Source organism: Fuerstiella marisgermanici (assembly GCF_001983935.1).
Classification (GTDB): Bacteria; Planctomycetota; Planctomycetia; order Planctomycetales; family Planctomycetaceae; genus Fuerstiella; species Fuerstiella marisgermanici.
Map to the genome: position 1 here is coordinate 3,050,780 of NZ_CP017641.1, position 21,780 is coordinate 3,072,559.

General features: G+C 55.6%; 17 protein-coding genes and 1 tRNA gene. 13 read left to right on the plus strand and 5 right to left on the minus strand.

From position 1 onward, the window contains the following. Positions 1-48 precede the first annotated feature (48 nt). Positions 49-999 carry a metal ABC transporter solute-binding protein, Zn/Mn family gene (locus Fuma_RS11515; RefSeq protein WP_158520948.1) on the minus strand — a complete coding sequence of 317 codons (951 nt, stop codon included), beginning with the start codon at positions 997-999 and terminating at the stop codon, positions 49-51. A 357-nt stretch (positions 1,000-1,356) separates the two neighbouring features. Between Fuma_RS11515 and Fuma_RS11520 the strand changes: the two genes are divergently transcribed. Both Fuma_RS11520 and phnX read left to right on the plus strand, forming a co-directional pair. After that, the gene (locus Fuma_RS11520) at positions 1,357-2,361 is read left to right on the plus strand and encodes an AAA family ATPase (protein WP_077024275.1); all 1,005 of its coding nucleotides are present in this window, start codon (positions 1,357-1,359) and stop codon (positions 2,359-2,361) included. A gap of 12 nt (positions 2,362-2,373) precedes the next feature. After that, positions 2,374-3,189, plus strand: coding sequence for a phosphonoacetaldehyde hydrolase (gene phnX / locus Fuma_RS11525; protein WP_077024276.1), 816 nt, complete (start codon positions 2,374-2,376; stop codon positions 3,187-3,189). Positions 3,190-3,544: 355 nt separating this feature from the next. Here the strand turns inward: phnX and Fuma_RS11530 are convergent, their stop codons facing one another. Both Fuma_RS11530 and Fuma_RS11535 read right to left on the minus strand, forming a co-directional pair. Further along, positions 3,545-4,324 carry a rhomboid family intramembrane serine protease gene (locus Fuma_RS11530; RefSeq protein WP_077028245.1) on the minus strand — a complete coding sequence of 260 codons (780 nt, stop codon included), beginning with the start codon at positions 4,322-4,324 and terminating at the stop codon, positions 3,545-3,547. 84 nt (positions 4,325-4,408) lie between these two features. After that, positions 4,409-4,480: transfer RNA gene (locus Fuma_RS11535), tRNA-Gln, on the minus strand. 272 nt (positions 4,481-4,752) lie between these two features. On the opposite strand from Fuma_RS11535, the gene Fuma_RS11545 reads away from it, so the two are divergent. Then, a complete protein-coding gene (locus tag Fuma_RS11545; RefSeq protein ID WP_083731975.1) occupies positions 4,753-5,148 on the plus strand; it encodes an STAS domain-containing protein in 396 nt (131 codons plus the stop codon). Between the two features lie 568 nt (positions 5,149-5,716). Here Fuma_RS11545 and ftsH read toward each other — a convergent pair. Continuing rightward, on the minus strand, positions 5,717-7,759 hold the full coding sequence (gene ftsH / locus Fuma_RS11550) for an ATP-dependent zinc metalloprotease FtsH (protein WP_077028247.1): 2,043 nt from the start codon (positions 7,757-7,759) through the stop codon (positions 5,717-5,719). Between the two features lie 1,499 nt (positions 7,760-9,258). Between ftsH and Fuma_RS11560 the strand changes: the two genes are divergently transcribed. Beyond that, on the plus strand, positions 9,259-9,582 hold the full coding sequence (locus Fuma_RS11560) for a hypothetical protein (RefSeq protein WP_145944112.1): 324 nt from the start codon (positions 9,259-9,261) through the stop codon (positions 9,580-9,582). A gap of 40 nt (positions 9,583-9,622) precedes the next feature. Here the strand turns inward: Fuma_RS11560 and Fuma_RS11565 are convergent, their stop codons facing one another. Further along, positions 9,623-10,744 (minus strand): ISAs1 family transposase, encoded by a 1,122-nt coding sequence (locus Fuma_RS11565; RefSeq protein WP_077024280.1) that lies wholly within the window; start codon positions 10,742-10,744, stop codon positions 9,623-9,625. 1,070 nt (positions 10,745-11,814) lie between these two features. On the opposite strand from Fuma_RS11565, the gene Fuma_RS11570 reads away from it, so the two are divergent. From Fuma_RS11570 to Fuma_RS11615, 9 genes are all read left to right on the plus strand, one after another. Then, positions 11,815-12,276, plus strand: a complete 462-nt coding sequence (locus Fuma_RS11570; protein ID WP_077024281.1) for a hypothetical protein — start codon at positions 11,815-11,817, stop codon at positions 12,274-12,276. Positions 12,277-12,383: 107 nt separating this feature from the next. After that, a complete protein-coding gene (locus Fuma_RS11580) occupies positions 12,384-13,007 on the plus strand; it encodes a 3'-5' exonuclease (RefSeq protein WP_218922423.1) in 624 nt (207 codons plus the stop codon). Positions 13,008-13,784: 777 nt separating this feature from the next. Continuing rightward, a complete protein-coding gene (locus Fuma_RS11585) occupies positions 13,785-14,333 on the plus strand; it encodes an SMI1/KNR4 family protein (RefSeq protein WP_077024284.1) in 549 nt (182 codons plus the stop codon). Between the two features lie 124 nt (positions 14,334-14,457). Next, entirely contained in the window at positions 14,458-14,721 is a 264-nt protein-coding gene (locus Fuma_RS36820; RefSeq protein ID WP_414655190.1) for a PF20097 family protein, read from the plus strand. 275 nt (positions 14,722-14,996) lie between these two features. Continuing rightward, positions 14,997-15,182 carry a hypothetical protein gene (locus Fuma_RS11590; RefSeq protein ID WP_077024285.1) on the plus strand — a complete coding sequence of 62 codons (186 nt, stop codon included), beginning with the start codon at positions 14,997-14,999 and terminating at the stop codon, positions 15,180-15,182. Positions 15,183-16,102: 920 nt separating this feature from the next. Beyond that, positions 16,103-17,872, plus strand: a complete 1,770-nt coding sequence (locus Fuma_RS11600) for an FG-GAP repeat domain-containing protein (RefSeq protein ID WP_083731976.1) — start codon at positions 16,103-16,105, stop codon at positions 17,870-17,872. A gap of 21 nt (positions 17,873-17,893) precedes the next feature. After that, positions 17,894-18,520, plus strand: a complete 627-nt coding sequence (locus Fuma_RS11605) for a CRTAC1 family protein (protein ID WP_077024288.1) — start codon at positions 17,894-17,896, stop codon at positions 18,518-18,520. After that, the gene (locus Fuma_RS11610) at positions 18,520-19,812 is read left to right on the plus strand and encodes a tetratricopeptide repeat protein (RefSeq protein ID WP_077024289.1); all 1,293 of its coding nucleotides are present in this window, start codon (positions 18,520-18,522) and stop codon (positions 19,810-19,812) included. Before Fuma_RS11605 ends, Fuma_RS11610 begins: the two co-directional genes overlap by 1 nt. After that, positions 19,809-21,611, plus strand: a complete 1,803-nt coding sequence (locus Fuma_RS11615) for a CRTAC1 family protein (protein WP_077024290.1) — start codon at positions 19,809-19,811, stop codon at positions 21,609-21,611. The genes Fuma_RS11610 and Fuma_RS11615 overlap by 4 nt, the downstream gene beginning before the upstream one ends. Positions 21,612-21,780 lie beyond the last annotated feature (169 nt).

The following is a 21,780-nucleotide window of genomic DNA, read 5'->3' on the forward strand; positions in this document are numbered from 1 at the left end:
GGATATCAAGAACCGCAGGCGGTTGTTCAACTTTGGAATCCACCACGGCTACTGGCCCTTCTTCGTTTCCAGCGCGGCCGCGATTTCGCGAATGTTGTGCAGCAGAGCACCAGCCAGAGTTTCCTCCGGCGTGCCTTCGGGGCCGGCCGTGTCGGAAAACAGTTTGCCACCAATCGTGAGCTGATGCCCGGCGGATTCACAACCAGCCACCAGCGCCTGAATGTTCTTTTCAGACACGCTTTGTTCGGTGAACACGGCGCCGATCTTTCTGGCAACCAGAAGGTCGATCAGTTGGTTGATTCGCCGCACGCCCGGTTCGCTTTCGGTCGAAATCCCCTGCACGGCCTGCACTTCAAAGTTGAAGGCTTGTGCAAAATATTCGAACGCGTCGTGAGCCGTCACCAGGACTCGCCGATCGTCCGGTACGTTCGCCAACAGCTTTACGCCTTCGGCGATCGTGTCTTTCATCTGAACAGCAAAGCGTTCGGCTGCGGCGTTGTAGTCCTCTGCATGAGAAGGATCGAATGTGCTGAGTTCACTGCCCAGCCATTCGCCGCACGTGGCCCACAGATTTGGGTCGAACCAGACATGAGGATCCGCGACTCCGTCGTCCGTCTGAATCAGCCGACTTGGCGACTCGTTCTTCAGGCCGTCCGTTACGCAGATAACAGGAATGCCGCGATGTTTCAGACTTTCCAGTGCGGCATCAAACTGGCCTTCCAGATGCAGCCCGGAATACACCACCAGATCGGCGGCTGTTAACAGGTTTGTGTCTTTGGGCGACGGCGTGTAGCTGTGAGGATCGATGCTGGGACCGTCCATAATGGCGGTCACCGTGACGTGTTTTCCGCCAATCTGCCGCACCAGATCCTTGATGATGTTGGTCGTGCAAACAACTTTGATCGGGCCGTCACCGTCGAAGGTTTCGACAACGCCCGCCTCACCGTTTTCCGATTCGGCCGGCTTCGCACAGCCGCCAAGGAACAGAAAAAGTGGCAATGCGACAGCGAAAAGCAGGTGAAATCGGCGTCGCAGTTCTCTCGAGCGAACCCCATTCCGAGCATTTGAAGTCCCCCGGGATTTCGCGTCAAAGCGACGCCAGCGCGGCACATTCGCTTCAAGCCGCAAGCCATTCTCTGTGATGGAACGTATTATCATGCTGTTTTAACTAACCAAAATGATAATTTTGATCAATCAAAAACGATGCTGCCAGCCGGAAGAACGGGGATTTTGTTACGGTTTCCTACAGTTGGTTGACAGAACGCCGCGAATCGGCGCTCATTCGGCTCCCGTCCAAACGGCCGCGTCGCCAATGGCTCGTTTTGCCACATTTTGAACATTCGAACCCACGGATTGATGTCTAAAACACACAAAATTGACGGAATCACTCTGCACCTATCCACTCCGGACAGCAGCCCGGGCGACTGGATCGGCCAGACCGACGTTCTGCGGCAGCTGCTGGCCTGCTGGCTGGTGGTCGACGAAAAAGACCTGCCGCTGACACCGCGATTGGTCGGCACGCCCGGCATCGGCAAAACAACGCTGGCCACCGCGGGCGCGCGAGCTCGTGAGCAGGACCTGTACATTTATCAATGTACGGCAGACACGCGGCCGGAAGACCTTCTGGTGACTCCCGTGCTGGCCGAAAGCGGAAAGATCGCCTACCACGCATCGCCGCTGGTGACGGCCATGATTCGCGGCGGCATCTGCATTCTGGACGAAGGCAACCGCATGAATGAAAAGTCATGGGCCAGTTTGGCGCCGCTGCTGGACTACCGTCGGTATGCCGAATCGATTGTCGCAGGAACCACCATACACGCTCACCCGGACTTCCGCTGTGCGGTGACGATGAATGAAGACGAATCGACCTTTGAAATCCCCGACTACATTCTCAGCCGCCTTCAGCCGACGCTGTCGCTGGGTCATCCGTCGCGTGATGATGAGATGTCGATTCTGAAGTATCACCTTCCGTTTGCCGACGACCAGATGCTGAACCTCACGGTCGACTTCCTGCAGGAATCACATTCACTGAACCTGGACTTCTCCACGCGAGACGGCATCAACATTCTGCGGTTTGCACTCAAACGTTTGGCTCAGGAATCCGACCATCCGATCGCACGAGATGATGCGTGGCGTGAGTCGCTGGAACGCTGTCTGGGCGATGACGCCGTCGACCTGCAGACTCTGGCCGAAAAGAAGAATCAATCACTCGGCGGCAACGCGGTGCCCATGGGACTTGGCGATTTCTTCTTTTCGCGCGACGATCCGTTGCATCCCGATCGAGACCTTGACGATGATGACGATGATGATGACGACGAGTTCGATGACTATGACCCTAACAGCGATGAAATGCCGTTTTGAATCGGTAAACGTATGACTGAACCATTCCAACATATCAAAGCAATTGTTTTCGACTGGGCCGGCACCATGATTGATCATGGCTGCCTCGCCCCGACCTTTGTGTTTCGCGAAATCTTTCGCCAACGTGGGATCGATATCTCAGCCGCCCAGGCACGTGAGCCAATGGGTATGGCCAAGCGAGCTCACATTGCCACCATCGCTGCGATGCCGGATGTGGCAGCCGCGTGGAAGGCGAAGTTTGGCAGCGTGTGCAGCGAAGCCGATATCGACGCGATGTACGCCGACTTTCTGCCACTGCAAAAAGACACGCTGGCCGAACACTGTCAGATGATCGACGGTGCAACGGACATCGCGGCATGGTGTCGGCAACGAGGTCTGAAGATTGGCTCATCAACCGGATACACGCGAGAACTGATGGAAGTTGTCGCTCCGGCAGCGGCCGCTCAGGGCTACGAAGCCGACTGCGTGCTGTGCTCAGAAGACGCTCCCAAAGGTCGACCAGCCCCGTATCTGATCTACGAAGCGGCCAAACGGATGGATGTCTATCCGCTGTGGCAATTCGTCAAAGTAGACGACACGCCCGTTGGCATCAAAGCGGGCCGCAACGCTGGCTGCTGGACGGTCGGAGTAACTCGCACTGGCAACGGCGTGGGCCTGTCCGTCAAAGAACTTGCGGCACTCAGCGCTGACGAAGTCGCGGCGAAATGCGACGAAGCGGCCGCCAAGCTGAATGCAGCCGGCGCTCATTTCATCGTCGAATCGGTGGCCGACCTGAAACCCATCCTGCAGCAAATCGAACAGCAGGCCGCCAGCGGAACGTCGCCCTGACGGCCGGTGCGCTATGTACGGGAAGGTCACACACATAGCAAAGTGCCCGCGGAAAACATAAAGCCACCGACCGCCTGTCCAGCGTCTCTTTCACCCCTCCCAGCCGAAGGCAAGGGAGGGGTCGAACAAGCGCATCGACGTTCGGGGGAGGGCCGTCCGCGCAACCCGCCCTGCATAAGCACGAGCCCCCTCCCGGACGTTGCTCAGCTCCGTCCGACCTCCGCCCAACGCTGCGCTGGGGGAGGTGCATGTGCGCGTCCAACGTGAAAACCCAACGCCACGCGATTTCTGCGAGCGAGAGCAACAACGGCAGCGGAAGACTCTGCCGTTGCAAACTCAACGACCTAACCACTGGCTACCATTCGTGCGAATCCGGTCGAATGACGCGGACTCGTGGTCTGGAAGGACGGTCGTCTTTCTGCAGCAGCCACGCCACCGCAAAACCGAACGCAAAGCCGCCCGCGTGAGCCCACCAGGCAACGCCGGCGGCTTCGGCATTCCCCATCGAAAACGAGCCCTGCAACAGCTGGATCACGAACCAGACTCCCAGAAAGATGGGAGCGGGAATGATCATGATCTGCAGGATGAAGAAAATCGGCACAAGCGTGGTGACTCGGGCGTGAGGGTACAGCAACAGGTACGCTCCCATCACCCCGGCGACCGCTCCGCTGGCGCCGATCGTCGGGATGGGCGAACCAGGCTGGAAGGCAAAATGAGTCAGGCTGGCTGCGACTCCTGCCCCCAGATAGAACAGCAGATACCGGGCCGAACCCATCCGATCTTCAACATTGTCGCCGAACACCCACAAAAACCACAAATTGCCCGCCAGGTGCATCAGGCTTCCATGCAGGAAAATGCAGCTTAGCAGTGTGGTGTAGGGGTGAAATCGAGGTCTCGGCAACGTCGACTGAATGGTCACTTCCTGCACGCCAAACGGGGTCTTCACCATTCGCTGTTCCGACGTCACCAGTTCTGCGTCCGGCTGGCTGACTCGCGCAGGAATCATGCCGTAGTCGTTAACCAGGCCATCGGTGTCATTCATCTGCAGCAGAAACGCCAGCACACACGCGCCAATCAGCGTCAGGTTGACGACGGGTGTCGTACGGGACTGAATGTCATCTTTCAGAGGAAACACGGATGCAGAAACCTTGTCGAACGTGAAATGACGCAGCGCATGAAAAAAGCTGCTTTCGCACAGAACATGCAAAAGCAGCTTAAGTTACCCCACAGGGACTTGAACCCCAACTTACAGAACCAGAATCTGCCGTGCTACCAATTACACCATGGGGTAGTGTTTTCCGACGAACGTTTCATCGGCGAGCAGCGTTGTAGCAATGGATGCGAATTGTGTAAAGCAAAAAAGTACCCCCAGTTTACCCGATCGGACACCTTTCCTGGCAACAGGTTCGGTCACTGCCAGCCATTTGGCCGGTTCTGCAATTCGACCATGATTGTCCGCTGCTGGATTCGCGACAGAAGCTCTCACCCCTTACAATACGATTGTAAATCGCCCGAACGTCCTGGTTGATAGCCCCTTACTTCTAGATTGCCGCGGAGTGATTCATGTCAGACGAACCTGAATTAGACAGCAGCGACGACAGTGGATTCCACAGCCCGCAGTACGCCCTGACCGAAGACGGCCTGCTGAAAGTCTACAGCGTGGGCCCCACCACGGTGCTCGGTTTTGATGGACAGGACGTCCCGTCAGAATTCAACGCCGCTCATTACCGAGCCGCCATTTCTGACTTACTGGTCGCCAACGACTCCAGCATCGTCGCATTCGACCTCAGCGGCGTGAAGCTCGTGCCCAGCGGCATGCTCGGCCTGCTGGTGTCGCTCAAGCAGCTCGACAAACTCACCCCAACCGTCCAGATCTTCAACCCCAGCGACGACGTGAAAGAAGTTTTGCAAATCACAAAACTGAACACGCTGATCGAAGTCCACGAACTGGAAGCGTAACCAGCAGCAAAAAGACACCAGTCGTTTAACCCGCAGCCGAAGGCGCAGGCGTTGCTGGGAACGGCTGTATCGCAGCGGAAACACAACACCCACGGACGCGCATCACCCGACACCTGCGCCTTAGGGGCTCCAGTCTATCACAGCCGGATTCATATCAGTCGTTTAACCCGCAGCCGAAGGCGCAGGCGTTACTGGGAACGGCTGTATCGCAGCGGAAGCGGAACTCTCACGGAGGCCCATCACCCGACGCCTGCGCCTCCGGCTACGGGTTAAACGATCCACAAGGCTTCGCCGCCAGATCGCGCACCGAACGATTGTCACCGCGGCAAGGTTTCAGACCGCCTGTGGCGAAGAACTTTCGACTCAGGATCTCCAGCCTACTACAGCCGGATTCATACCAGTCGTTTAACCCGCAGCCGAAGGCGCAGGCGTTGCTGGGGACGGCCGTATCGCAGCGGAAGCGTAACACCCACGGACGCCCATCGCCGGACGCCTGCGCCTCCGGGTTAAACGATCCACAGGCTTCGCCGCCAATTGAGGCCAGCTTGCACCTCGTTCGCCAGCGCTGCTATCCGTCAGCAGCTTCCGGAGCGTCCTGGTCGGCCGCTTCCGTTGCCTCGCCATCCGCAGACTGGCTTGCATCCGTCAGAGCGGCCGACGTGCCGGGAACAATTTTCGGTCCGTCACGGTGCTGGTCAATCACCTTGTGCATGTGCTCAGCCGTCATCGTCTCCATCTCGAACAGTTCTTCACTTAGCTGATCCAGAACCGCTCGTTTGGACATCAGCACTTCGTAAGCGCTGCGGTACGCTTCGTCGACAAGACGTTTGACTTCCAGGTCGATCTCACGCAGCGTCTCTTCACTGTGCATCGAATCCCGGACCACGGTCCCCGACCCCGTTAGAAACGGAGACGACTGCGATTCACTGTAGAACATGCGCCCCAGGCGAGGACTCATGCCGAACTCAGTCACCATTCGGCGAGCCAGATCAGTGGCGCGCTGAAGGTCGTTTTGAGCGCCCGTAGATGTTTCGTTGTAAACGATCTGCTCGGCCGAGATGCCGCCTAACAGCACGGCGATGCGGCTTTCCAGTTCCGACTGCGTCAACAACTCGCGGTCGTCTTCCGGAAGCTGCAGCATATAGCCCAGCGCCCCCATGCCACGCGGGATAATGGAAATCTTGTGAACCGGGTCGGTGTTGGGAAGGCTGTCCGCAACTAACGCGTGACCGCATTCGTGACACGCCACGCGGCGCTTGACCTCTTCGATGATGATGCGACTCGACTTTTCCAGCCCCGCCATCACACGTTCCACGCCGTCCTCGAAGGCCTGCATCGTGACCTTTTTGTCGCCTCGTCGAGCCGACAAGAGCGCCGCTTCGTTGACGAGGTTCGCCAAATCCGCTCCGACGAAACCTGGCGTCAGCTTCGACAATCGCTGCACGTCGACGTCGTCAGACATCTTGATCTTCTGAGAATGCACCTTCAAAATGGCAGCTCGACCTTTGATGTCCGGTCGATCGACCAGCACATGACGGTCGAAACGGCCGGGCCGCATCAACGCCGGGTCCAGCGTTTCCGGTCGGTTGGTCGCTCCCATCACAATCACACTGTGATCCGTGCTAAAGCCGTCCATCTCGACCAGCAGTGCGTTCAGAGTCTGTTCGCGTTCATCATGCCCGCCTGGCGCACCACTACCGCGCACTTTGCCGAGTGCATCCAATTCGTCGATGAAGATGATCGCGGGCGAACGCTGCAACGCCTGCTGAAACATGTCTCGCACGCGAGCCGCTCCGACACCGACGTACATCTCCACGAAGTCCGAACCAGACAGCCCGAAAAACGGAACTCCCGCTTCACCCGCGACAGCCTTGGCCAACATCGTCTTGCCGGTTCCGGGAGGCCCCACCAGCAAAACGCCGCGCGGAATTCGTCCGCCAAGCGACTGATACTTCTGCGGTGTCTTCAGAAATTCGACAACCTCTTTCAGTTCTTCCACCGCTTCATCAATGCCCGCCACGTCTTCGAACGTGACGCTGACATCTTCCTGAGCGTACAATCGCCCTCGACTGCGACCGAACGACATGGCTGAACCCGCTCCGCCGAGTCGTCGCAGCATAAAGATGATCACGCCGATCATCAGCGCTGTTAAAAACAGCATGGGCATCAATTCGGCCCACGGCGATGGTGTGGGAGCCGCTTTGTATTCGATCGGTTCGCGAGTTTCGTCGCCTTTGCCGTCCAGCAGTTTTTGAAGGTCGTTGCGAGCTTCGTCGCCGACACCCCACAACGCGACGTAAGACCGTTCGGCTGTCACGTCATTTTTACGTACTTCTTCAATGGACTTGTCCTGCCATGTCATCTGAGTCGGCCCGATGGTCAGCTCATAGACATTGCGGGAATTCAATAAATTCTCCGACACCTGCCGCTTGAATTCTGACAGCGACATCTCTTTGCCGCTTCGCCCCTGGCTCATGGTTGAGAAAACCAGGAGACCGACGACGCCGAAGACGAGTAGATACCACAGTCCGTTGCCCGATTGATTTCGCTCTTTGCGAGGATCACGTCCCTTGGGGCCGTTAGCGGGTGGTTTTTTGGGCGAATCAGCCATTGAGTTGCCACTAAGTTCCGAAAATGCTGGTGTTTTTGACCGCGTCAGCGCGGCCACGCTTCAACTGTAGGTCTGATTCGGGATATGGTCAACTGCCACTCAGAATTGCCGGTACGCACCGGCGGGCGGTTGGCGTGGCGGGCGGGTGACGATCTCGGAACTGAGGCGCCGGCGGTGCTTCTGCTACGCATCCGCTGGGAAGCAACAAAGTACCTGCCGCAGCACCACAGCACGATGTCGCCGATACGGGCAAATGTCTTCACGCCTCCTGCCTTCGCCACGCGACGGCGGGCGGGAATGTGCCTCGTGTGCCAATATTCGGGTATTGAGCATGTGCGATCCGATGCACGGCGAGATAGGTTTGTCCTGCGATTAGCACGAAGCGCGGCAGCACCTATCCCGCGAGTGTGAGCCCAACAACGCAATCGCTGCCACATAGCTCAGTCCTTCCAGAATTAATAACGCAAGAAAATCACAACCGAGACCTCTGTGAAATAGTCATTGACACTTTATCTCTGTCCCCAAATTGCACGGCCAAAACCCGACACCGCAAAATGTGGCACGATTCTCCGAATCGTGAACGCGCACCAAAACGGCTCCCATTCGCACTGTGCCCTCTGCAATCCACAGATCTCCTATCGCTCAAGCGAGAAAGGATTTTACGGTGACAACTTGTTTCCGCCCCGGATGAGCCAAAGCACTTAGCCATGGGCACGAACTCATGGAATCAGCCCGTCGCCTGTCCGGCATCACCATTCGTGATCTCTGTTCTGTAGGTGCTGGCGGCCCGACAGCACTTCGCAGTGCAACTGCGACCGTGTCCTGGACTGCTCATCATCAGCATCGACTCCGGAACACAGTCACGCTGCGACTCAGCCGCATCGCGCCGCAAAAGTTCCGTCGCGCCGCCGGAACCTACTGTCGCAATCATCTGCGATCGAACACGCCCCGTCACAGCCCAACGTCGGTAAACTGACGATCCGAGTCGAAGATCCACCGCACGCGGCGGGCAGTCGGCGAGTCTACCTGGGGATCAGTCGCGGACAGCATCATATTTCGCTTCCTGGAATCACCGTTTGTCAACCGCGTCCCGGCTGGATCAATCTTCAGATCCCTCCGATCGAATCGTGGCAGGCCGCGTTGGAACAACTGACTGCGGCGGAAAGAAGCCGAATTGCACAACCCGAATTCTACGAAGTGCTGAAGACACAAATCGCCCGCCGCATGCCTCGCGATATGGGCTGAACTATTGGGCAATGATATGTGATTCACCCAGGTCGACTATCAGCCTCGATTTGTGGAATGCTGCGCTGCGCATCATCAAACGCGCCTGTTGAGCTGCAGTCACGGCATGCTCATCGCATCTGCCGCCAGACGCCCTTGAATTTCTTGACCGCTCCCGCCCCTATTGCATATACTCACACCACCTTAATATCCCAAATTCCAGCATGTACGACAGCTCTGTCGTACAGATAACCGTTGTGCGGCCTAGCTTTTACATGTCATTACAGGAAGAACATCAACCGCTTGATACCGCGATTTGGAACGCGATGCTTGCCGTTCTTCCCCCCGACTGTTCTGCTGCACGTCTGGAGGTGGCTGCAGTTTTCGAGGCCGATGGCGGGCTTGAAATGCCTCACTCTCTCGTGGCCCTCGATGATTCCAAAGACTTGTGCTTCCCTTCCGACGAAATCTATCAACTTACTCGCGAGCACCTTGCGGTATTTGAACGCCACGGAAAGCCGTGGGCCTCGCTCGCCTGTACGGTTCGCTTTGATTTCGACACCGAGAACTGGCGTTGCTCAACTGACTACGAGTACTGACTGCCGCTTCACCGGTCGTGCAGGGGGATTGCACGCTAAGTCATTTGCCGAACAGGACTTTCGCGAGGTATGTCTCATCCCAGGCAGCGTTGAGTCTTTTGTTTTTGATCCCCACCCTGGCTGTGGATTCGTTTTTCAGGAGACTCAACGCCGTGCGGCGAAGGATGCTGAAGTTCATGTCTGCGTGGCCTTTACGGATCCTCGATTGATCTTCCTGGAAAGTGACGTCCAGTTGCCAATGCAAATTGTTCTCGACACCCCAATGGCTCCGCACAGCTTCGGCGAAACGACGGCCGGAGACATAACGGCTTAAAATGTAATAGCGGATGCCGATGCACATTTTGCCGTCGCGGAGAGTGTTGTTGATCGCGATCCCGATCGCCTTCAGGTTCTTCCAGCGATGTGCGTCCGGAAGATCCTCCGGCGCACGACAGATCAGATACTGTCGCAAATCTTCGCGGCCGCCGGTGTTTTCTTTCGTTTCAAATCGTCGCACCGGACAGCGTGCAAAGTCATCTTCCAAATGGTCGGCGAAGAACGCGACAAGACCTGCGTGTAGCGTGGGCTGATTGCCTTTCGCGGCAAGACAATAGTCCGCCTCTGCGTCGACAATCTTCGACGCGATTTCCGTTTGGCAACCCATGGCGTCAATCGTCACTAAAGCACCGGAAACCTCGATCAATTCCAGCAGTTTGGGAATCGCCGTAATCTCATTACTCTTCGCATCGACGACGACTTGCCCGAGACTGATATGATTGGCTGTGGCCCATGCACTGACCATGTGGATGGCCGACTTGCCACTGGCTTTGTCATAGCTGCGACGGAGTGTCTTACCATCGATCGCGATGATTTGTCCGTCACTGATTTTCTGCAGAGAAGTGATCCAATTCAGTAAGCACTTTTCAAATTCTGCAGGACGAATCAGAGCGAGGATGGCGTTGAAACGATCGTGCGACGGAATCCCTGCGGACAGATCGAGATACTTCGCAAACCAATCTCGTTTCGTTCTGCCAAACTTCGCAATCGCGACAAAATCATCCGCGCCACTGATCACAGCACAGACTGCAATGAACAGAATATTTTGAAGCGGATAGACCGGCTCACCGCGCCTTGGATCCGTAACATCAGAGAAATGATCGACAAAACTGGTGGACAAAGGCATGGCAGGAATCCTTTCGCGGCTCAAACATTTCAGCACACATAGCAGCGTGAAACATCACACTGACACTGAAGGTTGCCATCTATACCATCTTATCCAATGTCGCGCAATCCGCCTAACCGGTCGTGCAACATCTGTATGTCGTAAGAAGTCAAGTAGCGCGTATGTTGATCGGGGAAAGAAGTTGTAGTTTTTCTGTTGGAGAGTTTTTTGCCCTCCAACTCGCTACGACTTATCCTTCTTGGTTTCACGTTCGAGGTTTTCCTGTTCCGTTTGCTGCGGGGCGTTTCTTAACGAAGTCTCGCTCAACTTTCCGATGGAAAGCTGGCTGCTTCAAACATCTGTTCGTGTTCAAACCGAAGACGACGGGCACAGCCGTTCGGCGGTCAGCTTCGCACCTTAGAACCCCTAACAAAACCTGTGTGGCCGCGTTGTGACGACAGTGGTCGAGATGCAAGGAAAAGGGACGAGGCGACAAATGTCGTCGAGGAGCGCTGACGCCGCAGATCGGCTGCTGTCGTCGCAACCCTCCGGGCCGCTTGTGGTTCCGCCTCAGGCGGCGGCGTTCGTCGTCGACGACAATTGTCGCCTCCTCCTCACTTCTTGCCTGAAACGAAACCACAAACGTCGCGGCTCACACAGGTTTTGTTAGGGGTTCTTAGAGTGCATCACACGCCATGCGTGTCTAAGCGGCCGCCGGGCGGGTTTTTGTTTTTGTTATGCGGTTGTCGACAGTGTTCTCCGTTCCGGAGCACAGAAACTGTTATGGGCTCGATCGCCGGTCATTCATAAAGTTGTTGGGCTCACGCTGTGTTGCAAGCGCGTCCAGTTGTTGGTCGACTCGACGGCGAGGCAGCCGGGATCAATGAAAGTTCAAACGGGTCTCCGGTATAGATTCTGAATTGTGAAAGCAACAGCGACGCGGCCAGTCTTGATTCTTTTCGCAAGGCCTTCGCCGCATTTCCACTCTTTGGCAACGGGCGTTGGCCTTGGTACAGTTTTTACTAATTCAGGCATCGCTCGCTTCGTTCATGGCGGTGTCGTAAAAACGTTCCGTTAGGTGGCAGAAGCTCTTGATTCTTCAACGCGGTACAACCGGGTTCCAACACTGCCGTGAGCCGGAACTTCCTCTTGTTGAACTACGTATTTTTCGCACTGTTTACCACACCGTCGCGCGTGACGTATCTGCGGATGTGATTTATAGCCCGCGCCGACACTCAGACGTCGAATGCAACTTTGCCGACGCTCTGCTTCAACTCGGAGATGATCGCATCGTCGTGCTCGTCAATTGCTTTCATCCTTTGGTCGCGTTCGCGGCCGAGGGCAAGGTCGGCGATACTCCGGATTTTTGCGACCATGCTGATTTGGCACGAGCATTCTCGGCACACGCAGACTTCACGGTCCTTTCTGTGGCAACGTTTGAACAACTGCCAACCACAGACATGCTCGCTGATCTCGCCCCTGCGGAAATCGAGCAATTCAACTACTGGAAACCATCTCGCCTTGGCGACGTCATCTTCAACTACTGGGATTGAAACCGTTCTGGCGATTCATCTGCCGCCTGGCATGGTTTGTACGCCAAACTTTCGGAACACATTCACTCTTTGGCAGCGTGCGTGCGCGTTCATACAATTCCACCCACTTGAAGTCGCTCGCTTCGTTCAGGGCAGTATCGAATAGGCCTTCCGTTTTACACCGCAAACACATGGTACATTTCCTTGTTATTGACCTTGAAGCGACGTGTTGCGATGACGATTCGTTTCCGCGCACTGACATGGAAATCGTGGAGATCGGTGCGGTGGTGGTGTGCCCTGAGACACTTCAGCCCCTGAACGAGTTTCAGACCTTTGTCCGCCCGGTGCTCAACCCAACCCTGACCGACTTCTGCCGCAATCTGACAAACATCACGCAACTGCAGATTGATTCGGCACCGTCGTTCGTTGATGCAATGGCCGACCTCATCGACTGGGCCAATGGATTTGCTCCATTCGTGTTTTGCTCCTGGGGCAATTATGACCGCACTCAATTTGAGTCCGATTGCTCGCGACATGAAGTTGAGTACCCATTTGGTGGTCACCACATCAACGTCAAAGCAGAATTTGCTTCTGTGATCGGACGCCCCCAAAAGCCAAGCGTCCCGGCCGCATTACATTCTGTTGGGCTGACTTTCTCCGGCTCCCATCATCGCGGTATTGACGACGCACGAAATATCGCCCGCCTGTTGCCATATATCTTTCCTCCAGGACACCGCGTGGCAGGCAGCTAGAGCAGTTTACCTTTTGTTGTGGACGGTTCGGGCTCGTGGGAAACAGCCTTCGTCGTCACAAACGCTTGCTCCGCGGCCACAAGTCAGCGAGATTCGCTGTAACATTGGTACAATGTTTCGCAGTTCAGACGTCACTCGTTCCGTGCGGAGCGGTGACGTAAGAACTTTCTGTTAGCCAGGTCCGAGGTATCCGTGCGATTGTTTGACCACGACCACTTTGAGGCGACCGTCGTGATCTTCACGCACGACCTGGGCGGACGCATTTCTGCTCCGTTTAATGGAATCCGCTGGGGTTTTTGTTACGCCGAGGATGCCCCCACAAGCGGCATCTACATGATCCACCAGACTTTCTGGATGCATCCGGACAATCGCTGCCAATTGATACGCCTCTGTTGGCGCGTTTCCGCATCTCTAATAGCAGGATGATTTCGAAACACCAAAGTCGAATCACCGTCGGTACGGAGTTCTATTGTCAAGAAGGTGCGCACCGAGTTGCTTCTGGTACCGTCACGCAGATCCTCGGCTTGCATCAGGATCGTGACCACTTGACCGATTGTTGAACAGCACCTTCGGCAGACCTGCCGTGTTTACAGACACGGCGTGAATAGATTCTTCTTGAATGGGGGGCGAAGTGTGTAACCGGGCCTGGAGCGACGAACGAGTGAAACCCCGGGGCCTCCGTGGTACAGTCTCCGGTCGTGCAGCCACCTCCGCTTCGTTCGGAGCCGTGTCGTGACGACCTGTCGCTGGACATTTTCACTTTTCCCTTGAGTGTCAATGGATAACGTTTTAACAATTCTGGGCATCGTAACCGGCATCTGCTTCGCTATTGTAGTAGCGGTCGGAGTGCTCCGACTTGTAGACCGATTCAGTGTTGGCAGGCCCATAACCGCAGATGAGCGCGAGAGGCGACAACGTGACTTCGAGACCCGACTTGCGTGCCCGCAATGGGATCAGCTGATTAGCCATTTCGGGTGCAACATTCCGACTACGCTCAGAGAACTTTATGCAGACGTCGACAGCTTACGTCGCGAGTCGTTCTATATCGTTCCACCAGATGCAGCCGATGAATCCGAGCACTATTTTGTGGCTCAATTTCAACCTGCAGATTTGACCACGATCGAGCAGGCTTGCTTGCCAGGCGACAAAACGCAATTCCCGTTCGCGATCGACGATTTTGGCAACTACTACTTTGTCGATCTCACGTCGCATGACCTGTGTGTAAATTACCTCGACCATGATGGTGGAGACCTATCACGCGTGGCCGACCGACTGGAGACATTCCTGAAATGGCCGACGTATTCAGAGTCACACACTCCAGAATAGATTCTACGCAACCGCTCTTCGGACACGCCTTCGCCGTGTATTGACATTTCGATCCATTTTTAGAATCACGCGCAATTCGAACCGAAATAGCATCGCTGTGGCGGTGTGGTGGAACATTGCCTGAATGACGACCTCAGCTGTGAGTGAAACTGAACCAGCTTGTCCATTCTGCTCGACGCCTATGGATCCGGGCTTCGCCTGGATTGCGCACATCTTCGCTGGCGGACTGGTCTGGCAGCGAACAAAGCCGGAACTCGCGGCCTGGCGACCGTCGCCCGGACAGACAATTATTCATTCCCATATTTTCAACGAGTCGCGATCTCTGAGACCCGCATTTCGCTGCCCTGAATGCGAGTCAATAACGATACAACCGAATAAGAAAGGGTAAACAGCGGCACGGGTGGCGAACAAATTGTTCACTGACGGCCCTCTCCCATGAACACGCGGTCGGCCACGAATGCGGGACTGCTGCGGTGACGCTGTACTCAACCGGAGACAGCAGTCCGGCCTGGCTCCAAGTGCAACCGCTGGTGCTTCGGTGTTAATTCTGTCACACCGACGTTGTTTGCCTCGCCATAAAGAAGTGTCTTCAAGAACCTCCGTCAGGCACGTTGTCGAATGAAAAATATCGCTCGGAGAATATCCTTTGCAGTTTCTGTTGTGATGCTAAGCCTGCTTTTCCTGGTTTTGCTATCAGGCTACGCAACCGACCCGTGGCACCATCGCCTTTCAATCACGCGAACATTCCACGTTGGTGTTTGGAACACCGGTATCGACTCACGGCTCGTGTTCTTCAACGATGCAGACCACGGCCCATATCGCGGCAGCGTGGTCGCACTGGCCGGCTAGGAGTCCCCTCATATCAAGGCGTTTGGCGACACACTTGGCATCTATTACCGACACTTCACATGGCCCGATTCAGTCCTGTGGACGCTGGCCGTTTCGAACTGGTACCCGATCCTGATATTCTCCATCGTGCCTGTCTGGCATGCGATCGCCCGGTTCCGACGGAATGGCGCCGGACTTGTATAACAAATCAGAAATGATATTGCGGATTGTGAAAGATAAATGGAATCCATCATCAGCTACCAGCCACAGCACAAAAGGCTGTGCCGAGTGTCTCGGCAGAGTTTGACGATCGGAGTTTCGGAAATCACACAGCCGGGGTGCCGGTCAAGGGGCGTAACGATTCGCACCGCGCGAACGTGATCGCTTCGAGCTCCTCGCCAAGCTCTGCGATCCGTGCTGATTGCCGCGGCTTCGCCTTCAAGGTTAAGCCGCAGTCCTTCCGTGGGCCATGTATTCAAAACCGGCTCAAGCCTGAGCGGGCTAACCTCGTCCACCGCTTTCGCGCATCAACTGACGCACGTCGGTTCATAAGTGCCTTCGCCCCCCCCATGTCGACATTCAATCGCCAACAGTCGAACACGTTTGGCAACAACTTCGTAGCCTTCAGATTCACGAAGCGTTGCTGCGAAAACAACGGTCCGGTGGGCTCAGTCTCTAGTACACACTTTCATCTATCGAGTTGCCGTGGCCTGCTGGCATGGCCAGTAGGCAGCCGGCCTCAGAGCACTTCGAGGACGGGTTTCCAACGGCAATGTCGCAGCGCAAAGTATCGCTGAGTATGCTGCTGTGAACGGCCGATGGTCCTATGGCGGAGACAGTTCTTCACTTTCTGGCTGCCCAGCCGATTCGAAAACGCTATATTGCGATAACAGGGACTATCGGTTGAGGGGCCAGCGGCGTTTTGCGACGGTAAAGAACCCATGCTCACATCTTCGCGACAACAAGTGACATTGCGGCAAATAGCAGCGATTGCCCTTCTTCTGCTTCTGGCAGGATGCGGAAAGTCTTCGTCGCCTAACCACAACCAGTCCGGGGGGGCGGTTGCGACCGGAGAAGCTCAGGCGGACGGACAGATTTTGTCGGAAGACATTCGAAAACACGTCTGGGATGTGGAGCACTTTGGTTTCGTTTTGGAAGCGACCGTATTTCCGAGGCTCAAATCGTCACTCAACGACGGCAGCCTGTCTTACTGGAAAGCCATCCTGGCAGAAGACTGCAATGCAGCCGTGCCCGATAACGATGTCCCGTTGGTGCCGTTGGCAAGTGGGAAAGTTTCTTTTGGAGGCACCGAGCTAAATGCCGAGCAGCTCAGAAACGGACATCGCGACGATTTTCTGAACTGGTTGGCGACACTTCGCAAACCGTTCACCGAGTGCAAATCCAGCCTGGGCCTGGTGCGATTGCTTCCAGATAACGAGGACCTGACGGGGGCATGGACCTGCGTGTGGCGGTTACGAATGGCGGGGCGTAGTCTGGATGGCCCGGTTGAAACAGAAGTCGAAATCAAAGTGCGGCTGCGTGAACTGCATGACGATATCAGCGAACAAAAGGATTGGAGTGATTCGATCACGGTGCTCAGCCACCAGCACATGACGGCCAGCCAATCATTCTTCGCCGAGACCACGGCCGACAGTGGGCTGGTGAGTGAGACTCGGCACGACAACTGGTCGTCCGACCAATTCGTTCCGAATACAGGTGGAGTCTACGTCACTGACTACGACCTCGATGGCGATCAGGACATATTCGTCGATGACCACACGGACGGAAATCGGCTTTACCGAAATACAGGAAACGGGATCTTCGAAGACGCGACCATTGCTGCCGGGATCGACGCTGGCGAAGAGACGCGAGCATGGGCTCTAGCCTGCTGGGCCGACCTGGACAACGATGGCGACGATGATCTCATTGTCGAAGACAGGCTGTACGACAATCTGGGAAACGGCAAATTTGCCGACATCACCAGCCGCACGAATCTTCCGCTGACACCTGCGACCAGCTACGCAGTCGCAGATTACGACTGCGACGGCCGGCTGGACCTTTATGTCTGCCATTCTGGCGCCTATCGCATTGGTCAGCACACGCGGGCGCGAGTCAAGTGGATCGATGACGGTTTGGGAATTGATAATGTGCTGCTCAGAAATCTTGGCAACTGGCAGTTTGAAGACGTGACGGAGTCGACCGGCACCGGCGCCGGAGGATCGTCGTGCTTCACGGCGATCTGGCTGCATGCCAATCAAGATTTGCGACCAGACTTGTTCGCAATTAATGAATTCGGCGTCAATTCGCTGTTGATCAATTCTGAAGACGGACAGTTCAACGAACTGGATGTCGATCCGATTTTTGGCGGATTCTCAATGGGGGCTGCTGCCGGCGATTACAACAACGATGGTCGCACAGATTTGTACGTGGCCAACATGTATTCCAAGGCCGGAAACCGGATTTTGGCTAACGTTGATCAAACTCGCTATCCGCCGGAAATGTTTCGAAAGATTGAAGAAGGAACTCGCGGCAGTAAACTGTACGCCGCGCAACCGGATGGCAATTTTCGCACGGTGCCCGCACGAAACATGTTCGCCTACGTGGGCTGGGCGTATGGCCCGACTTTTGCCGATTTCGACAATGACGGTTGGCTGGATCTTTATGCAACTGCCGGCTTCAAGTCAGAAGAACGTGGAAAGCCGGATGGCTGACGCTGTATCTGGCAGGCTGTCGTGACACAGCCATTGAATCAAAAAGCCGTCTGTCCGGCAGCCGGAGATTTGGACGATGAACTGGGCGAATTCTGGCTCGAAAATCCGTGGCAGCCGACCGACAAGAACATGAGCGCCTACGAAAGAAATCGCTTGCTGCTGAATACCAGAAACGACGGATTTGCAGATCTGTCACACGCATCCGGCGGAGCCGATCTGGACAGCGATTCCCGAGCGGTAGTTGCCACGGACTTCGATGGTGACGGCATGCCCGATCTGCTGATTCGCAGTAGTGGCGGCGGACCTTTGCGATTGTTTCGCAACGCGTTCCCGCATGCGAATTCTGTCCAGATTTCACTTCATGGTAAAACCTCGAACGCGCGTGGCATTGGATCACAATTGATCGCCAAAGTCGACGGCCAGACGCTGTATCGCGAAATGCAGACACAAAACTGCTTCCGCGGCCAAAGTCCGGCTGAAGTGAGATTCGGGCTTCAGGCAGCGGAACAGCTTGACGAACTTGAGGTACGCTGGCCGTCCGGTGTCATTCAGAAGTTCGGGCCGCTGTCGGCAGGCAGCCACTATCTGATTACAGAAGGCGACGCGAATCCTGCAAACATCACGAACCCGCAGAATGGGGATCGGTAGTGGCAACGTCGTACACTAATCAGGCTCACACAGTCGATGCGGTTCGCCCGGCGCGGCGACGCCGTAAGCTGGTGACGTGGACTTTGGTGTTAGTTGTGATTTTTATCGCGGCATGCGCAGTCCTGTTTCAGGTTGGACTTTGGCGAGGTCGTGTGGCAATCGATGCGCGTCGGAACGATGTCGCCAAACGCTGGCTTTCAATGACGGGACTCTGCTGGCGTAAGAATGCCGAATGGTACTACCTGAACGCGATAGTGAACCGGCGATCTCTGGACTTTGATGCCGTCGAACGAAATCTTAAGAAGGCTCATGAGCTGGGTTGGCCCGTCAGCGAACTCGAACGCCAACAGAATCTGGCGTTCATTCAAACGGGGCAGTTCCAGCAAATCGGCAACAAGTGGAGTGAACTGTTTCTTTCTGCTGGGTCCGACGGACCAGAGATCTGCAAGGCCTACGTCGATTATGCCCTGTCTCGATTTCGCGCAGACGAGGCGGCGACCGTGATCGAAGGCTGGAAGACAGATTTCCCTGACGATCCTGAGCCTTACGTCACGGAAGGTACCATCAACTCGGTACTGTTGGCATGGTCGCGTGCCGAGACCTCATTCCGCGAAGCACTGGAGATTGATCCGACTAACGACGAGGCACGAATCAAGCTTGCCGACGCACTCATTCAGCAATTGAAGTTTTCCGAAGCAGATGCGGAACTCAGAAAAGTTTCAAAATCGTCTGCGACTGAACCTCATGTTATTTCCGCGTTAGCACACTGCGTTGCACAGCAAGGACGACTCGACGAGGCCCTGGATTCGCTAGAGGAGGCGCTTGAGGAGAAGCCCTCTGATGAAACCCTACTGAGAGAACTCGGGCGACTGCAATTGATGCAGGGGGAAAACGAAGAGGCGATTGCGGCGTTGACGCCCGTACTGGAAAGCCACCCGGAAGACACAGAGATCCGGTACGCATTGGCGCAGGCTCTCAGGAATCACGGTGAGGAGCAGGCAGCACAACAGCACTTCCGACTTGTTGATGAAGGCACGAAGGCATTACGAGAACTTTCTCGACTCACCGCACACGTGACTCAGAATCCAGCGGATGTCGAAACACGTTTCAAAATCGGATCAGTGACGTGGAAGTGGAAGTCACGTCGCGATGGTGTGGCGTGGCTGCAGAGCGTGCTTGAGTTTTCACCAAAGCATACACCGACCCACAAACTCTTGGCTCAGCACTACGAAGAATCCGGAGACAGGAAGAAGGCGAAATATCACAAAAAGATGAGCGAAGGTGATGAATGACGTCATCTGCGAGCCGCCCTCAGGAATCCTCGATCGTCCACGTGCAACCGTCTGGTCAGAAAGCCGTCTGGCTTTGGCGGTTGCGTTTCACGTTGCTGATGCTGTTGGCAGCAATCGGTGCAGGCTGCGGCAAGACGGACGTTGGGGTCGATCCCACGAAAAATCCGAAGACCAATGAACCTGGAGGGGGCGCGGCTGTGCAGGCGGAACCACCTGTGCCTGCGTCGATAATCCGCTTTGAGGATATTGCCGAACAAAGCGGGGTTCGTTTTATCCCGACCAACGGCCGCGAAGCTGGACGCTACACGATCGTGGAAAGCCTGGGAACGGGTGTCGCTGTCGCTGACCTGGACCGCGACGACCGTTTAGACATCATCGCTCCGGGAGGCGGGACGTTCGACAAAGACGGCAATCCGGTAGGTCAACGGAACGGCGTCTTTCGACAGAACGACCTGTTGCAGTTTGAGAACATCACGACCGGTTGCGGAATTGATACAGGCTCGGCTTATACTCATGGTGTGGCGATTGGCGACTGGAACAATGACGGCTTTGTCGACGTCGTGATAACAGGCTTCCATGCGGTCAGGTTGTTTCAGAATTGTGGCGATGGCACGTTTCAAGACGTGACACCTGAGGCCGGATTGTCTCAGGCCGAATGGGCGACCAGTGCCGCCTTCTTCGATGCAGACAACGATGGTGACTTAGAATTGTACATCGTCAACTACGTCGAGTGGCAACCGGATGACGATCGCAGGTGCATGATCAACGGTCACCGCAACGTTTGCCCACCAGCGCGATTTGATGCCGTGTCGGATCGACTCTACGACAATCTCGGCGATGGGAGCTTTCACGAGGTGTCGCAGGAGCGAGGCCTCGAGGAGGGTGGCAAAGGACTTGCCGTGATTGCCGGTGACGTGGATCTGGACGGCGATTCAGATCTCTACATTGCCAACGATACGACGGCCAATTTCCTGTACCTCAACCAGGGCGACGGCAGGTTTGTCGAAAGCGCTCTGGTTAGCGGCTGCGCATTGGGGCCGACGCTGCAGGCGGAGGGCAGTATGGGAGTTGCCTTCGCAGATTTCGATCTGGATGGGCTGCCGGATATCTGGGTTTCGAACTACGAAAATCAGAGCTTTGCAATGTACCAAAGTCGCGCTCCGGGCATCTTTCAGCATGTGAGTGCGGTAACGGGAATTTCAGCCGTTGGGCAGTTGTACGTGGGGTTTGGCACGGCCGCCCTCGACGCTGACCTTGACGGCGATCAGGACATTTTTGCTGGCAATGGACACGTGATGTACGAGTCTGCCCGTGCCCCACTGCGTCAGGAAGCGTTGCTATTTGAAAATCTGGAGGGGCAGCAGTTCCGGAACGTCATCCGCGAATCCGGTGAGTACGGTCGCTCAGTACACATGGCACGCGGCGTGACGCCTGCGGATCTGAATCAGGACGGATCCATGGATCTGGTCGTCGCTCATATGAACGAGCCGATTGCGGTTCTGAAGAATACGAGTCGTCCCCAAAAACATTGGGTTTCTTTAGTACTGATCGGTCGCAGATCCAACCGTTCAGCCATCGGTGCTCGCGCGAAAGTTGGCACGATCGTCAAGCTCCACACCGGTGGCGGGAGTTACCTATCTGACACCGACACGCCGTTCACATGGGCGATCGATAAAGCATCCCGTCAGGTGGAAGTGGAAATCGTATGGCCCTCAGGCAATCGGCAAAGAGAGAAAATGTTTCCGAACCGGATTAATACGGTGGTAGAGCACCTTGCGACGCCGCCAGATCCCAGTTAGAATTAATTACCAAGCTTACATCATTAATCATTCCGACAACAATACAATTAGAATGCCACATGGCGTACAGAATGTACGCGCTAGGTTCTTGTTGGTGTCGTCTTTAAAATCGTCAGTAACTCACTATGCACAGATTCTGCGTTGCCTCTGTCCTTGTTTTTTCCACCTT